12 protein-coding genes are annotated in these 13,733 nt (G+C 72.8%); 11 read left to right on the top strand and 1 reads right to left on the bottom strand.

Annotation, left to right across the window (positions count from 1 at the left end; all coding sequences use genetic code 11):
- The first annotated feature begins 26 nt into the window (after positions 1 to 26).
- The 11 genes from map (at position 27) to BRM3_RS00560 (ending at position 10,984) form a co-directional block, all read left to right on the top strand.
- The gene (map, locus tag BRM3_RS00610) at positions 27 to 824 is read left to right on the top strand and encodes a type I methionyl aminopeptidase (protein WP_263595481.1); all 798 of its coding nucleotides are present in this window, start codon (positions 27 to 29) and stop codon (positions 822 to 824) included.
- Between the two features lie 290 nt (positions 825 to 1,114).
- Positions 1,115 to 1,336 (top strand): translation initiation factor IF-1, encoded by a 222-nt coding sequence (gene infA / locus BRM3_RS00605; protein WP_038371360.1) that lies wholly within the window; start codon positions 1,115 to 1,117, stop codon positions 1,334 to 1,336.
- Between the two features lie 69 nt (positions 1,337 to 1,405).
- Positions 1,406 to 1,519 (top strand): 50S ribosomal protein L36, encoded by a 114-nt coding sequence (rpmJ, locus tag BRM3_RS00600; RefSeq protein ID WP_263594186.1) that lies wholly within the window; start codon positions 1,406 to 1,408, stop codon positions 1,517 to 1,519.
- A 208-nt stretch (positions 1,520 to 1,727) separates the two neighbouring features.
- Positions 1,728 to 2,102 carry a 30S ribosomal protein S13 gene (rpsM, locus tag BRM3_RS00595; RefSeq protein WP_263594185.1) on the top strand — a complete coding sequence of 125 codons (375 nt, stop codon included), beginning with the start codon at positions 1,728 to 1,730 and terminating at the stop codon, positions 2,100 to 2,102.
- A 100-nt stretch (positions 2,103 to 2,202) separates the two neighbouring features.
- A complete protein-coding gene (rpsK, locus tag BRM3_RS00590) occupies positions 2,203 to 2,610 on the top strand; it encodes a 30S ribosomal protein S11 (RefSeq protein ID WP_263594184.1) in 408 nt (135 codons plus the stop codon).
- 125 nt (positions 2,611 to 2,735) lie between these two features.
- Positions 2,736 to 3,737 carry a DNA-directed RNA polymerase subunit alpha gene (locus BRM3_RS00585; protein WP_263594183.1) on the top strand — a complete coding sequence of 334 codons (1,002 nt, stop codon included), beginning with the start codon at positions 2,736 to 2,738 and terminating at the stop codon, positions 3,735 to 3,737.
- 25 nt (positions 3,738 to 3,762) lie between these two features.
- Entirely contained in the window at positions 3,763 to 4,239 is a 477-nt protein-coding gene (gene rplQ, locus BRM3_RS00580) for a 50S ribosomal protein L17 (protein ID WP_263594182.1), read from the top strand.
- A gap of 171 nt (positions 4,240 to 4,410) precedes the next feature.
- A complete protein-coding gene (locus tag BRM3_RS00575) occupies positions 4,411 to 6,387 on the top strand; it encodes an S-layer homology domain-containing protein (protein ID WP_263594181.1) in 1,977 nt (658 codons plus the stop codon).
- 4 nt (positions 6,388 to 6,391) lie between these two features.
- The gene (locus BRM3_RS00570) at positions 6,392 to 8,770 is read left to right on the top strand and encodes a glycosyltransferase (RefSeq protein WP_263594180.1); all 2,379 of its coding nucleotides are present in this window, start codon (positions 6,392 to 6,394) and stop codon (positions 8,768 to 8,770) included.
- Between the two features lie 3 nt (positions 8,771 to 8,773).
- A complete protein-coding gene (locus BRM3_RS00565) occupies positions 8,774 to 9,766 on the top strand; it encodes an S-layer homology domain-containing protein (RefSeq protein ID WP_396126997.1) in 993 nt (330 codons plus the stop codon).
- A 123-nt stretch (positions 9,767 to 9,889) separates the two neighbouring features.
- Complete coding sequence (locus BRM3_RS00560; RefSeq protein ID WP_263594179.1) at positions 9,890 to 10,984, top strand: S-layer homology domain-containing protein; 1,095 nt, start codon at positions 9,890 to 9,892, stop codon at positions 10,982 to 10,984.
- Between the two features lie 317 nt (positions 10,985 to 11,301).
- Here the strand turns inward: BRM3_RS00560 and purL are convergent, their stop codons facing one another.
- Positions 11,302 to 13,653, bottom strand: coding sequence for a phosphoribosylformylglycinamidine synthase subunit PurL (gene purL / locus BRM3_RS00555; RefSeq protein WP_263594178.1), 2,352 nt, complete (start codon positions 13,651 to 13,653; stop codon positions 11,302 to 11,304).
- Positions 13,654 to 13,733 lie beyond the last annotated feature (80 nt).

Here is a 13,733-nt window from a genome sequence, read left to right as displayed (position 1 = left end):
TCAAGACCCCCGAGCAGATCGCCGTGATGCGTCGCTCGGGCGCCCTCCTCGCGGACGTTCACGACATGCTCGCCGCCGAGCTCCGGCCCGGGATCACGACCGGCCGGCTCGACGCGCTCGCCGAGCAGATGATCCGCGACCACGGGGCGACGCCCAACTTCCTGGGCTACCAGGGCTACCCGGCGACGGTCTGCATCAGCGTCAACGACGAGGTGGTCCACGGCATCCCGGGGCCCCGGGAGCTGCGCGACGGCGACGTCGTCTCGATCGACGGCGGCTGCATCGTCGACGGCTGGCACTCCGACGCCGCCCGCACGCACGTGGTCGGCACCCCCCGCTCGGCCGAGGACGAACGCCTCGTGGCCGTGACCGAGGGAGCGATGTGGGCAGGCATCGCCGCGATCGCGGGCGCGACGCGCGTCGGCCAGATCGGCGCCGCCGTCGAGGACTACGTCGACGAGCAGTGCGCCCGCACCGAGGGCGGCCGGCTCTCGCACCTCGAGGGCTTCGGCGGCCACGGCATCGGCACCGCCATGCACCAGCCGCCCGACGTCATGAACTACCGCACGCGGGACCGCGGCCCCCGGATCCAGGTGGGCATGTGCCTGGCCGTCGAGCCCATGCTCATCCAGGGCCCGGGGGACTGGGTCATGCTCGACGACAACTGGACGGTCGTGGCCACGGGCGGCGGCCGTGCCGCGCACTGGGAGCACTCCGTCGCGGTCACCGCCCAGGGCCTGCTCGTGCTGACCGCCTCCGACGCCGGAGCGGCCGAGCTGGCCGCGCGCGGCGTGACGGCCGCACCGGACCCCCTCGCCGCCTGATCGGCCGGCGGCCGGGCGGGCGTCGACTCGAGACGTGACCCACCCGACGCCTCGGCGGTCTGGGCGGATCCGACGGGCATGTGTAAGATCGATCCTCGGGTGCTTTCCGCGCGCGTTCGGAGGCACCCGCGCACGAGACGACTCGAGCGCCCCGTTCATCTGCGGAAGCGGACGACCACGGATCCCCAGGGGATCGGCCGTCCGGGCGGTTGCACGGGTCGTTCCCTGCTCGTGGACCGTAAACGACGCGACACCCTGTGCCCGCACGGGCACCAGGAGATAGGGGATCAATGGCCAAGAAGGACGGCGTCATCGAGGTCGAGGGCACGGTGACGGAGGCGCTCGCCAACGCGCGTTTCCGTGTCGAGCTGGACAACGGGCACAAGGTCCTCGCACACATCTCCGGGAAGATGCGCCAGCACTACATCCGCATCCTCCCCGAGGACCGCGTGGTCGTCGAGCTCAGCCCCTACGACCTCGACAAGGGCCGCATCGTCTACCGCTACAAGTGACCTGTCCGCGCATCCGCGCGGTCCGGAGCGGGGCCGTCTGCCGACGGCCCCGGATCGAAGAAGGAAGCCATGAAAGTCAAGCCGAGCGTCAAGCCGATCTGTGACAACTGCAAGGTGATCCGTCGCCACAGCGTGGTCATGGTCATCTGCAAGAACCCGCGCCACAAGCAGCGCCAGGGCTGAGCCCCGCCGCTGTCGACGCACCGGCCGCACGAGCGGCCAGGCCCTCGGGCCGCCCGCCCCTCGGGGCACCACACAACGCAAGAGCCGCCACCATCCCGCCCCGGCGGGACCACTCGCAGACGGAGGCTGCGGCGCATCGGGCACGACCCTCGAGGTCGGCGATGCGAGGTGACGGATCAGGCCTCCGGAGAAGTAGGAGAACTGCACCATGGCACGTCTTATGGGAGTCGACCTGCCGCGCGACAAGCGCGTCGAGGTCGCCCTCACGTACATCTACGGCGTGGGCCGCACCCGCGCCCTCGAGACCCTGGCCGCGACCGGCGTCTCGGGCGACATCCGGGTCCGTGAGCTGAGCGACGAGCAGCTCGTCGCGCTGCGCGACCACATCGACGCGAACTACCAGGTCGAGGGCGACCTCCGCCGCGAGGTCGCCGCCGACATCCGCCGCAAGGTCGAGATCGGCTCGTACGAGGGCCTGCGTCACCGTCGTGGCCTGCCCGTCCGCGGTCAGCGCACCAAGACCAACGCCCGCACCCGCAAGGGCCCCAAGCGCACGGTCGCCGGCAAGAAGAAGGCCCGCTGACCTCGCTGGCCCGCACGGTCCAGCAGTTCTTCGCCGCCGCCACGACCCGTGGCGCGAGCGGCACATCGATCACCTGAACCCACCCGAGGAGTTCTGCCGCATGGCACCCAAGACCCGCCAGGCCTCCGGCGCGCGCAAGCCGCGCCGCAAGGACAAGAAGAACGTCGTCAACGGCCAGGCCCACATCAAGTCCACCTTCAACAACACCATCGTGTCGATCACCGACCCGACGGGCGCCGTCATCTCCTGGGCCTCGGCCGGCCAGGTCGGCTTCAAGGGCTCGCGCAAGTCCACCCCGTACGCCGCGCAGATGGCCGCCGAGGCCGCCGCGCGCCGGGCGCAGGAGCACGGTCTGAAGAAGGTCGACGTCTTCGTCAAGGGCCCCGGCTCCGGCCGCGAGACCGCGATCCGCTCGCTCACCGCGGCGGGCCTCGAGGTCGGCTCGATCCAGGACGTCACTCCCCAGCCCCACAACGGGACCCGTCCGCCCAAGCGTCGGCGCGTCTGATCCGGGCGCCGTCCCTACCGGCAGGACCGGCAGGGGCTCGGCGCATCGAGATTCCCTCCACCCCTTCTGAGGCCATCACCCCTTAAAGAGCGTCATATGGCGGACGCTCGCAGAAAGGACCCAACGTGCTCATTGCACAGCGCCCCACGCTGACCGAAGAGGTCGTGTCGGAGCACCGCTCCCGGTTCGTCATCGAGCCGCTCGAGCCGGGCTTCGGCTACACCCTCGGCAACTCGCTGCGTCGTACCCTCCTGTCCTCCATCCCCGGTGCCGCGGTCACGTCGATCCGCGTCGACGGCGTGCTGCACGAGTTCAGCACGATCCCCGGGGTCAAGGAGGACGTCACCGAGATCATCCTCAACATCAAGAACCTCGTCGTCTCCTCGGAGAACGACGAGCCCGTCGTGATGTACCTCCGCAAGGAGGGCGAGGGCGCGGTGACCGCCGCCGAGATCACCCCGCCGGCCGGCGTGGAGATCCACAACCCGGATCTGCACATCGCGACCCTGAACGACGCGGGACGCCTGGAGATCGAGCTGATCGTCGAGCGCGGCCGCGGCTACGTCTCCGCGGCCCAGAACAAGGGCTTCGACGGCGAGATCGGCCGGGTCCCGGTCGACTCGATCTACTCGCCCGTGCTCAAGGTGACCTACAAGGTCGAGGCGACCCGCGTCGAGCAGCGCACCGACTTCGACCGTCTCATCGTGGACGTCGAGACCAAGCCGGCCATCTCGCCCCGTGACGCCGTCGCGTCGGCGGGCAAGACGCTCGTCGAGCTCTTCGGCCTGGCCCACGAGCTGAACGAGGAGGCCGAGGGCATCGAGATCGGCCCGTCGCCGACCGACCAGGCCCTCGCCGCGGATCTGGCGCTGCCGATCAACGACCTGAACCTCACGGTCCGCTCGTACAACTGCCTCATGCGCGAGGGCGTGCACACCGTCGGTGAGCTCGTCGCCCGCAGCGAGGCCGACCTTCTGGACATCCGCAACTTCGGGCAGAAGTCCATCGACGAGGTCAAGGCGAAGCTCGCAGAGCTCGGCCTGTCGCTCAAGGACTCCCCGGCCGGGTTCGATCCGTCGGCCGCCCTCGAGTCCTACGGCGACGACGACTTCGGCGACCAGTACTGACCTCATCTGATCTAGGAGAACGATCATGCCTGCACCCACCAAGGGCGCTCGTCTCGGCGGATCCCCCGCGCACGAGCGGATGATCCTGGCGAACCTCGCCACCGAGCTCTTCCGCCACAAGGCGATCACCACCACCGAGTCGCGCGCCAAGCGGCTGCGCCCCCTCGCCGAGCGTCTCGTGACGCAGGCGAAGAAGGGCGACCTCGCCTCGCGCCGTCGCGTCATGCGCACGGTCCGCGACAAGGGCGTCGTCTACTCGCTCTTCGAGGAGATCGCCCCGACCTTCTCCGAGCGTCCGGGCGGCTACACCCGCATCGTGAAGATCGCGCCGCGCAAGGGCGACAACGCCCCCATGGCCGTGATCGAGCTCGTCACCGAGGCGTACTCGCCCAAGCAGGCGGTCGTCAAGGAGGCCGAGGGCGCGACCAAGAACGCCGCGAAGACCGAAGCGGCGCCGGAGGAGACTCCCGCCGTCGAGGACGCCGCGACCGACGAGGCCTGAGCACTCCCGCTCATCGCCGGCGCCAGGGCCCCGATCCGCGAGGATCGGGGCCCTTGCCATGTCGTGACCCGGCGTTGACCTTCCGTCGACGAACCCCGGGGGAGGGGTGGCCCACAATGGAAGGACCCCCCTGAACCCCGCACCCTCCCCCCCCCCCCCGGGAGCCCCGTCATGACCGATCCGTCCCCCCGCCTCTCCGTGTCCCGGCGCCTCCTGCTCGCCGCGGGCGCCGCTGCCGTGCCCGCCGCCGTGCTCGTGCCGACGGCGGCCCGCGCCGAGGACCCCGTCGACCCGGACGTCACCGGCGGCGCGACCCGCGTCGTCGACGTCCCGCTCGGGGACGTCGACCTCGAGGAGATCGCCGGCACGGGCGGCGTCCGCACGATCGACCGCCCCGGCACGATGCTCGGCGTCACCTGGACCGGCGCCGCCCCCGACCGCACCGCCGTCCGCGGCCTCGCGGGCGACGGCACGTGGGGCACGTGGTACGAGCTGCACGAGGCGCTCGACCCCATGACGGGCGAGACGATCGACGGCACCGAGCCCGCCTGGCTCGGACCCGTCACCCGGCTGCAGGTGAGGGCGACGCGCGATGGCCAGGACGTCACGACCGAGCTCACCGCGCACGTCGTGACCACCTCGGCGGCCTCCGCGGACGGCGGCTCCGCGCGCACGTTCGCGGCGTCCGCGGCGGCGGGCACCACCGTGCCCGGCCCCAACGCCCCCGCCTTCGTGACCCGCGAGGGCTGGGGAGCCGACGAGTCCCTCACCCGCGGCGTCAGCACGCACGACCGGACCCAGGCCGTCGTCGTGCACCACACGGAGGGTTCCAACAGCTACACCGCCGCCCAGTCCGCCCAGATCATCCGCGGGATCCTGACGTACCACACCCAGTCCAACGGCTGGGCCGACGTCGGGTACAACGCCTTCGTCGACAAGTACGGACAGATCTTCGAGGGGCGCAAGGGCGGCCTCCTGCTCAACGTCACGGGCGCCCATGCCCGCGGCGTCAACTCGCGCACCTTCGGGATCTCGCTGCTGGGCAGCTACACGAGCACCCAGGCCCCCGCCGCCGCCCGCGAGGCGATCGCCCAGGTCGCGGCCTGGCGCCTCATCTCCGCCTTCCACCCGACGGTGTCCGAGAAGAGCGGCTTCCCCGTCACCGTGAGCGGCCTGCGCTACCCCGTGGGCTCGACCATGTCCCTCCCGCGCCTGTTCAGCCACCGCGACGTCAACGTCACCGACTGCCCCGGCACCGCGCTGTTCAACCAGCTCGACGCCATCCGCTCCGCGATCCAGGCCCGGCTCGACGGCGCCTGGCGCCTGCATCTGGACGCCTTCACGGCCGCCGGGGGAGAGGCGGCCCTGGGCACCGTCACCCAGGTCGCGCACGACGACGGCGACTACACCGTCACCGTCCTGACCGCGGGCCTCGTCCTGAGCGACGGCGATCGCGACGCGGTCGCGTACGCGACGACCTTCGGCTCCTCGTGGCGGCCGTCGTGGGGGCGCCCGACCGGGAAGGTCACGAGCGGCGGCGGCGCGGAGTCGCAGACCTTCGAGAAGGGGACGGCGGTGCGCCGCGGCGGCAGCGTGTCGTTCTCGACCTCGCGGTTCGTCGACGTGCCGCCCACCCTGCAGTTCCACGACGAGATCGAGGAGCTCGCGGCGAGCGGGATCGTCACGGGCTGGCCCGACGGGACCTATCGTCCGCTCGACGCCGTCGCGCGGGACGCCATGGTCGTCTTCGTCTATCGCGCCCTGGGGTCACCCGCCTTCACCGCCCCGTCGCGGTCGCCGTTCACCGACATCAGCCCGTCGACGATGTACTACAAGGAGATCTGCTGGGCGCGCGCCGAGGGCATCGTCAAGGGCTTCGACGACTCGACGTTCCGCCCCATCGCCCCGGTGCAGCGCCAGGCCGTCGCCGCCTTCCTGTACCGCGCGGCGGGCTCGCCCTCGGTGTCCGGGAGCGCCGGCTTCCGCGACGTGCCCGCGACGAGCGAGTTCCACCGCGAGATCGCCTGGATGGCCTCGCGGGGCATCAGCACCGGGTGGCCCGACGGCACCTTCCGCCCGCTGGACCCGACGGCGCGCGACGCGATGGCCGCCTTCATGGTGCGCTGGCTGGCGATCGTGGGACGCTGACCCCATGACACGTGCCAGGGGATCGTCCCGGACCGTCCGCGTGGCGCTGCTGTGCGACGTCGACCAGACCGTCTATCACGTCGGCGACGAGGCGATCGGCCTCGCGGGAGCGGACCGGCTGCGTCGGCGCGGGCTCGACGTCGTCATGGTCTCGCGCCAGGAGAAGTACGGGCCCGACGGCGCCCCGCCCGCGCGCTGCATCCCCGCGCTCACGTTCCCGTGGCCCGAGCGCGACCGCGAGCGCTATCTCGACGAGATCTGCCGCGTGCTCGCGGGCGAGTCCGGCGCGCTGCCGCCCGAGGACAAGCTCTTCGGGATCATCGAGCGGTACCGGGACGTCGACGCGCTCGTGATCGGCGGCGGAGGAGCCCTGAACTCCCGCTACGGCTGGCTGCTCGCCGAGCGGGCCGCGACCGCGATGGTCGCCGCCTCCCAGGGGGCGCGCGTCGTGCTGAGCGGCCAGAGCATCGGCCCGGACCTCTCGGTGACCGACGCCGAGGCGCTCGGCGAGCTCCTGGACCTCTGCAGCCTCGTCGGGCTCCGCGACGCCGGCAGCCTCGCGCGCGCCCGGGCGATCAGGCCGGACCATCCCGCGCTCGTGGAGACCGTCGACGACGCCGTGGGGCTCCCCCTCTCCTGGGCGGAGCCTCTCGAGGACCGGGTCTCGGTGACCCTGGGCTCGGACCCCTGGCCCTTCCCGGTCGAGGACTACGTGCAGGTCATGGCCGCGGCCCTCGACGGCCTCGCCGACCGGACCGGGGCCGAGGTCGAGTTCGTCCCCCACATGGCCGACCCCGACACCGGCGGCTCGGACGTGAGCCTGCACGAGCGGGTCGCGGCGGCCATGGGCACCCCGAGCACGCTGGCGCCCCTCGAGCGGGCCGATCGCGCCGCAGCCCGCCAGGCACGGTCCCGATGGATCGTCTCGACCCGCTTCCACCCCGTCGTGTTCGGGACCCTCGCGGCCTCGTCCGTGCTCGCGGTGCCGCTCGACCGGTACGGCGCGAGCCGTCTCGACGGGGCCCTCCGCCACGCCGGCATGACCCACGCCAGCGTGCCCTTCGCCGCGCTCTGGGACCCCGCCACGGGCGGCGCCACGGCCGTGCTCGACGCCGCCCTCGACGCCCTCGTCGCCGCCCGCCCCGCCGAGCACGCCCGTCTGACGGCCCGGCGCGACGAGCTCCTGGCATGCTCCGAGCGCTGGTGGGACGCGGTCGCCGCCGCCGTGACGGGCGAGGAGGCGCCCGATCCGGACCCCGGGGCCGCCGCCCTCGGGGCCGACGCCCGCTTCGACGCCCCTCTGCGGGCCCTGCTCGCCCCGTTCAGCCCGCAGGAGCAGGCCGGCCGCCACGACGAGCCGACCGTCGCCGTCGTGATGCGCACGAAGGACCGCCCGGTCATGCTCGATCGCGCCGTGCGCGACGTGCTCTCCCAGACCCGCGCGGACTGGCAGCTCGTCATCGTCGACGACGCGGGCGACGCCGAGGCCGTCGACGCCGTGGTCGCCCGCTACGCCCACGAGTCCTTCGGCCGCATCGGCGTGCTGCACCGTGCCGAGTCCACCGGCATGGAGGCGGCGAGCAATGCCGGCATCACGGCCACCGCGTCCGAGCTGCTGTGCATCCATGACGACGACGACACGTGGCACCCCACCTTCCTCCAGCGCACCGTCGAGCATCTGCGGAGGCACCCCGAGGAGTCCGCCGTCGTCGTGCGCACGGAGATCGTGCACGAGCACCAGGAGGGGACCACGCTCGTCGAGGACGAGCGCTTCCTCTCGTGGCCGCGCCTGCACGCGATGCGGCTGGCCGACTTCATGACGGTCAACCGCACGACGCCCATCGCCGTCGTGCACCGGCGCCGCGTGCACGACGAGCTGGGGCTGTTCCGCGAGGACCTGCCCGCGGTCGGCGACTACGAGTTCCATCTGCGCCTGCTCCAGCACGGCGCCGTCGGCTTCCTCGACCTGCCGCTGGCCCGGTGGCACCTGCGGCCGAGCGCCGCGGGCGCGGACTCCAACTCGATGTTCGCGATGGACGACGCCCATCACGACGTCGACCTCACCCTGGCCGACGCGTACTTCCGGGAGTGGGTGGGAGAGCACGGCATCGGGCTGCCGATGTTCATCTCCCGCACGGTCGGCGAGCAGGTCGACCGCGCGACCGAGGGCCTCGCACGCACCCACGACGAGCTGCTCGCACGGCTCGACGCCGTCTCCGGCCAGCTCGCCGAGGTCGGTGCGCGCCTCGCCGCTCTCGAGGACGAGTCGCGCCACCACGGCGCCCGGCTCGAGGAGCGCAGCGCCGTCCAGCTCGCCCGCCGCGGCGCCCGCAGCGCCCGCAGCGCCCTCTACCGCGCCGCCGGCGCCCTGCGCAGGACGTGACCCATGAGCACCTTCGCCGACGTCGGCCCCGATGCCCAGTTCGCCCGTGAGATCGAGTGGATGGCCTCGACGGGCATCAGCACCGGCTACGACCAGGGCGGGAAGAAGGTCTACCGCCCCCTCGACCCCGTCAACCGTGACGCGATGGCGGCGTTCCTCTACCGTCTCGCAGGCACGCCGCCGTACCCGGCGCCGCTCGTCTCGCCGTTCACGGACGTGCCGCGCGGCTCCCAGTTCTACGCCGAGATCTGCTGGCTCGCGGACCAGGGCATCTCGACGGGCTACGCCGATGCGACCTACCGTCCCCTCGCCCCCGTCTCCCGTGAGGCGATGGCCGCGTTCATGTACCGCTTCGCCCGGAGCCCCTGGTACGCGGCCCCCACGAGCTCTCCCTTCACGGACGTCGCCACCTCCTCGCTCTTCTACACCGAGATCTGCTGGCTGTCCGCGCGCGGCATCTCGACGGGATGGCCCGACCGCACGTACCGTCCCGGTCTGGCCGTCGCCCGCGACGCGATGGCGGCGTTCATGTACCGCCTGCGCTCGATGCCGTCGGGGGAGAGCACCGCCGCCGTCCTGTTCGACGACGCGACCGATGCGAACCTCACGGTGGGCTTCGGTCACCCCTATGCCGCGATCCGCGGCGAGGACCACCACACGATCGCGGGCTCGACCTTCGAGACGGCGATCTCCGTGACGCTCTTCGGCGCCGATGCGCGGGGCAGCAGCGATCATCCGGTGCCGATCGGAGCGCGGCGGCTCACGGCGACGGTCGCGCACGCCTCCGCGACGTCGTCGGCCTCGGTGCGCTTCGAGGTCGTCGACGCCGCGAGCGGGGCCGTCGTTGCGAGCGCGCGCGTCGCCCCCGGCACGACCGCCGAGATCGCCGCCGACGTCTCCGCCGTCACGACCGCGCGCCTGCGTGCGACGGCCGCCGACACGGGGGCGTCGACCGCCCGCTGGGCCGCCTGGGGACGCCCGCTCTTCCGACGCTGACCTGGGGTGACGCCGCATCGAGGCCATCTCGGCGCAACGGCCTCGCGGCGGGCCGGGACGGGATACAGTTCACCTCACCTGCGGCCGTCGGTCGCCCCTTCGTCGAGGACCCCCAAGCACGGCATGACGCGGCGCAGTGCGCTGACCCTTGGCATTCTCGGCGCGCGCGGAGCCCTCGCGGCGCCCGCCCTCGCAGCGCCTCCGACCTTCGCCGACGTCCCGGCGTCCCTGCAGTTCTCGAAGGAGATCGAGTGGCTCGCCGCGCAGGGCGTGTCGACCGGCTGGACCCAGGGCGGCGCCCGCTACTACCGGCCGCTGCTGCCCGTCGCGCGTGACGCGATGGCCGCCTTCCTGTACCGGCTCGCCGGGCAGCAGCCCTACACCCCGCCCCGCACGTCGCCGTTCCGCGACGTGACCCCGTCGACGCAGTTCTACAAGGAGATCTGCTGGCTCTCCGACGCCGGGGTCGCGGGCGGATACGCCGACGGGACCTTCCGTCCGCTGTCCTCGGTCAACCGTGACGCGATGGCCGCGTTCATGCGGCGCGTGAACCCGTTCCTCGCCTACCCGGCCGACGGGAACACGGTGGCCCGGGTCTCCACCGTCGCCCTGGACGCGTGGACCCTGACCAACGGCGATCCGGAGTCGGAGGCGACCACGGTGCTGCCGGGGGAGACCTACTCGATCACCCTCACGCTCGGTCCGGACGACAGCGACGGGCATGCCGTCGCCCGGGCGATCCAGGGCACCACCACGGTCCGCTTGGGCCTGTACGCGACGTCGTCGAGAGGAGCCGAGCTCCGCGCCGAGGACTACTTCCAGCGGATGCGCCTCGCGAGGGCCTTCGACTTCCGCGGGCGCCCCGTCCCCGGCGTCACGGCGACGCTCCTGGGCAGCAAGGTCGACATCACGGCGACGCGCGGCTTCGCGGGCACGCTCACGGTCGAGCTCGAGTTCACGGTGCCGTCTCTGACCCTGCCGTCCGGCAGCCGGTACGTCGAGGGGGAGTACGAGCTCGAGGCGTGCTCGAACAGCGAGCGGTGGGTCACCGGGCCCGCCGACTACTCCTTCACGCGGGCCTGGGACGTGCTCCGCTTCGCGACGACCCGCTCCGACCGCGGTGTCCAGGCGCTGCGCGCCGCCCCGAGCGACGGGTCGCGGCGCGGCACCGGACGGCCCGACTCGGCTCCCGGCGGGGCCACCAAGGTCGTGCGCTGAGCCGAAGCGTCCCGTGCGCTGAACCGAGGCGTGCCGTGTGCTGAGCCGAGGCGTGCCCGCGGTTCGCTGCGGTCTGGCTGCTCGACCCCGGCGCTCCGGGCCGCCCCGGCGCTCCGGGCTGCCCCGCGCGCCGGGGCCGCCGCAGCACCCCGGACCGCCCCGGGCGCCGCGAGTGTCACTCCACGGCACCTATCCGCCCTGATAGGTGCCGTGGGGTGACATTCGGCGACCGGGGAGGGGAGTGAGCGCCCCGTCCGTACTCGAGCCCCGTCCGTGCCCGCGCCCACGTGTGCCCGGTCCGAGCCCGAGCCCGGGCCTCAGCCGAAGTAGGAGGGCAGGGTCGCCGCGCGCAGGGCGCGCAGCTCCTCGACGTCGAAGGAGCCGACGCCCTGGATGTCGAGGGACCGCCCCGTCGTGACCCCGATGCGCAGGGCCGGGAAGGCGCGCGCGGTGCACATGTCCGTGAAGCGCACCTCCTCGCTGCGCGGCACGGCCACGATCGCGCGCGCGGAGGACTCGGAGAAGAGCGCGGTGAACGGGTCCAGGCCGTCGCGGTCGCACAGGTCGTCGAGCACGATGCGCGCCCCGACCCCGAAGCGCACGCACGACTCGACGAGGGCCTGGACGAGGCCGCCCTCGGAGAGGTCGTGGGCGGCGTCGGCCATGCCGTCGCGGCTCGCGGCCACGAGGATCTCGCCGAGCACGCGCTCGGCCTCGAGATCGTCGCGCGGGGGCAGGCCGCCGAGGTGCCCGTGCACGACATCGGCCCAGGCGCTGCCCGAGAGCTCCTCGCGCGTGGTGCCGAGGCAGAAGATCGCGAGGCCCTCGCCCTGCCAGCCCGAGGGGGTGCGCCGGGCGACGTCGTCGAACACGCCCAGGACCCCCACGACGGGGGTGGGATGGATCGCGGAGTCGATGCGCCCCGGCTCGCCCGTCGAGTTGTACAGCGAGACGTTGCCGCCGGTCACGGGCACCCCGAGCTCCCGGCAGCCGTCGGCGAGACCGTCGATCGCCTCGACCAGCTGCCACATGGGGCCCGGGTCCTCGGGGGAGCCGAAGTTCAGGCAGTCGGTGACGGCGAGCGGGACGGCGCCCGTGGTCGCGACGTTGCGGTAGGCCTCGGCGAGCGCGAGCCGGGCGCCGGTGCGGGGGTCGAGCTTGGTGTAGCGGCCGTTGGCGTCGGTCGCGAGCGCGACCCCCCGCCCGGTGGCCTCGTCGATGCGGAGCACGCCCGCGTCATCGGGCATGGCCAGGGCCGTGTTGCCGCCGACGTAGCGGTCGTACTGGTCGGTGATCCATTGGGCGGACGCGAGGTTCGGCGAGGCGATCAGGGTGCGGATCTGCGCGGCGATCTCCTCGGCCCCGACGGGCCGGGGCAGCGCCTCGGCACGGTCGGCCTGGAGCGCGTCCTGCCAGGCGGGTCGGGCGTAGGGGCGCTCGTAGCTGGGGCCGCCGTGGGCCACGGTCACCGGGTCGACGTCGACGATGCGGCGCCCGAAGTGGTCGATCGTGAGGCGTCCGTCGCCCGTCACCTCGCCGATCACGGCGGTCTCGACGTCCCAGCGGCGCGTGATGGCCAGGAACTCCTCGAGCCGCTCGGGGCGGACGACGGCCATCATCCGCTCCTGGGACTCGCTCATGAGGATCTCGCCGGCGTTCAGCGTCGGGTCGCGCAGCAGCACGTTCTCGAGGTCCACGTGCATGCCCGAGCCGCCGTTGGAGGCGAGCTCGCTCGTCGCGCACGAGATGCCGGCCGCGCCGAGGTCCTGGATGCCCTCGACGACGTCGGCCGCGAACAGCTCGAGGCAGCACTCGATGAGCACCTTCTCCATGAAGGGGTCGCCCACCTGCACGCTCGGCCGCTTGGCCGGTCCGCCCTCCTCGAAGGTCTCCGAGGCGAGGATCGAGGCGCCGCCGATCCCGTCGCCGCCCGTGCGGGCCCCGAACAGGACCACCTTGTTGCCGGTCCCGGTCGCCGAGGCGAGGTGGATGTCCTCGTGGCGCAGCACGCCGATCGCGAGCGCGTTGACGAGCGGGTTGGTCTGGTACGCGGCGTCGAACACGGTCTCGCCGCCGATGTTGGGCAGGCCGAGCGAGTTGCCGTAGCCGCCCACCCCGGAGACGACGCCGTGGACCACGCGCGCCGTGTCGGGGGCGTCGATCGCGCCGAAGCGCAGCTGATCCATGACGGCGACGGGGCGGGCGCCCATCGCGATGATGTCGCGCACGATGCCGCCGACGCCGGTCGCGGCACCCTGATGGGGCTCGACGTAGCTGGGATGGTTGTGGGACTCGACCTTGAAGGTCACCGCCCAGCCGTCGCCGATGTCGACCACGCCCGCGTTCTCGCCGATCCCCACGAGCAGGTGCTCGCGCATCGCCTCCGTCGTCTTCTCCCCGAAGATGCGCAGGTGCGTCTTGGAGGACTTGTACGAGCAGTGCTCGGACCACATGACCGAGTACATCGCGAGCTCGGCGTTGGTCGGGCGGCGGCCCAGGATCTCCCGGATCCGGGCGTACTCGTCGTCCGTGAGGCCGAGGTCCGCGGAGGGCTGGGGCTGCTCGGGCGTCGCCGCGGCATGCTCGACCGTGTCGAGGTCGCTCGCGGCGTCCACCGGGTCCAGCGGGTCGTGCGGGTCGGAGTGCGGGGTCGGTCCAGGCTGGTTCATCGCTGCGGGGGCATCCGTTCGGCTCGGACGGGCAGGGCCTCGCCCGGGCGCGCTCGGGCCCGGGACGACGGGTCACATCC

This window comes from Brachybacterium huguangmaarense (assembly GCF_025725725.1).
GTDB classification, from domain to species: domain Bacteria; phylum Actinomycetota; class Actinomycetes; order Actinomycetales; family Dermabacteraceae; genus Brachybacterium; species Brachybacterium huguangmaarense.
This window is presented reverse-complemented; position numbering and strand designations above follow the sequence as displayed.